Origin of the sequence: Actinomyces sp. ICM47, from assembly GCF_000278725.1 — a bacterium.
In the GTDB taxonomy this organism is placed as follows: Bacteria; Actinomycetota; Actinomycetes; order Actinomycetales; family Actinomycetaceae; genus Pauljensenia.
Map to the genome: position 1 here is coordinate 1 of NZ_ALCA01000087.1, position 1932 is coordinate 1932.

The following is a 1932-nucleotide window of genomic DNA, read 5'->3' on the forward strand; positions in this document are numbered from 1 at the left end:
AAACAAACCAGGCCAGCCAGCAATCCCAACCAAAAACACCCAAAAACAAAAAACAGGCATAAAAAACAAACAAACACACTATCGAGTTCACAAACAACACCCACACACCCCAACAACCAACCACAATAGGCCAGCCACCAAAGCAGTGAACCACCACCACAAACCCACAAACAAGCTCGCGGCGACAGGTGAATAATCTACACACCCCCCACACCAAAGTCAAACCAAACCACTATGACCCCCAACACACACCCCACAAACCCCCACAACACAACAAAAAACCACCCCACCACCCCCACACACCACAACAAAAAAGCGGACCCAACCACGCCACAACAACGCAATCAGGCCCGCCAAACACCCCAAAAAGAAACTCAGCTCACACCCATATCACCTACTCATCGCCCATTTCGGTGCCTGCAACCTTACCGTCGAGGCATCTCGACAGGCCGTCGCACCGAGAACATGACGAGGCCGTGACCGGTTACCCAGCCACGGCCTCGTCGATGAACGAGCGTCAGCGTGAAATCAGTGCGACGAGCACTCGAGCAGTCACTGCCGCGACGCACACGATCGCAATATTGCGGCCCACGGCACGAATCTCGTCACGGTCGATCTCATACTCGAACTCGAACGACGGCGGCTTCACACTCGCCTCGATGTCGAATTTCATGCGTTCTCCTCCTCGTACTCCCAAAGGTTGGGAACTCGTTCTTGCTTTTCGACGAGCCAGTTCTTATCGGTGAGCATACGGGAAAGCGCCAGACCCATGCCGATAGCGACGATCGTGAACATGACAGTGAACAGTGCGCCGAGCGCATCGTCGATCTGCTGATTGTTCAAGTAAGTGAGCGACCGGTACAGGGGTACACCGGGGATCATGATGACAACGGCGGGAACCGACAGAGTAACGCGCGAGAATCGCGTCCGACGTGCCACGAAAACCGCAAGGAGACCAGCAGCGAGAGCAGCGAGGCCAACAGCAGCCGGAGCCGGCACCTTGAGCTCAAGGTTCAACGCGATACGCGCCGTGTTGATCACGGCTCCAATCAGTGCAGCGGCCGCACAGACTCGTTGAGGCGAATTAAAGAGCATGGCGAAGCCGTACGCGGCGACAAAACTCGTCAGGAAACGGAGCAAGTAGTGCAGCCACGGGACAAGAGCAACGCCATACTCGGGGGTTACAGACCAGCCAAAAATCGCAGAGATGGCCCATACCGCAACGCCGGCCGATGCGACAAGCATCGCGACGTAGACGAGGCGCCCGAGGCCACCCTGGAAGTCCTGCCTCACCAAGTCGATAAGTCCCGTCACCAGCGGGAAGCCAGGGACAAGGAACAGCAACGCCGAAATGAAGCCAGCCTGGTGCGTCGACTCAATACCCATAAACTGCTGCGCCGGTGCAACGAGAAGAATGTAAATCATTGCGGCGAGAGCGCCACATGCCATCCAGACGCCGAAGTGGTTCATATGGCGGATCAGCATCTGTCGACGTAGCGCCTGTCCAAAGAACGAGGCGACAGCGACGGCCGAACACTCGACCCATCCCCCGCCGTTTAGGAATGCGAACGCCGCGCAGGCGAGTCCCGAGGCGAGCGCGTTCGAGAACCAGTCGTAAAGACCCGGGACCTTTGCGATCTTGTCCAGCTCGTCGGAAACGTCCTCAACGCGAACCGACTTACCGTTGATCGACGCAATGTAGTTGTTAATGCGATCAATCTTGTCGGCGTTGACACCCATCAGGCGCTGCTCGGCAAGCTCCGTACGGAACGTACCATTGGCGTAGGCAGTCGTGATGATCTCCGTGTAGGTGACCTGAGCGCGATGCTCAGAAATGCCAACGGCACGCGCCACGTCCGCCATAGATTTCTTCACGCGGTACGCGCTTGCACCGAACGAAAGCAGCATCTGTCCGAGCCGCAGAACAACCTG

The 1932-nt window shown here is 57.0% G+C and carries 3 protein-coding genes; 1 reads left to right on the forward strand and 2 read right to left on the reverse strand.

Annotation, left to right across the window (positions count from 1 at the left end; all coding sequences use genetic code 11):
- On the forward strand, nucleotides 1-196 hold a 196-nt coding region (locus HMPREF1136_RS11210), incomplete at its 5' end, for a hypothetical protein (protein ID WP_232204186.1).
- 321 nt (nucleotides 197-517) lie between these two features.
- Here HMPREF1136_RS11210 and HMPREF1136_RS11045 read toward each other — a convergent pair.
- Both HMPREF1136_RS11045 and HMPREF1136_RS05765 read right to left on the reverse strand, forming a co-directional pair.
- Nucleotides 518-673: a hypothetical protein gene (locus HMPREF1136_RS11045; RefSeq protein WP_009648395.1), complete on the reverse strand. Its 156-nt coding sequence runs from the start codon at nucleotides 671-673 to the stop codon at nucleotides 518-520.
- The coding region (locus tag HMPREF1136_RS05765) for a threonine/serine ThrE exporter family protein (protein WP_034505108.1) at nucleotides 670-1932 on the reverse strand (1263 nt) is incomplete at its 5' end. The genes HMPREF1136_RS05765 and HMPREF1136_RS11045, both read right to left, overlap by 4 nt.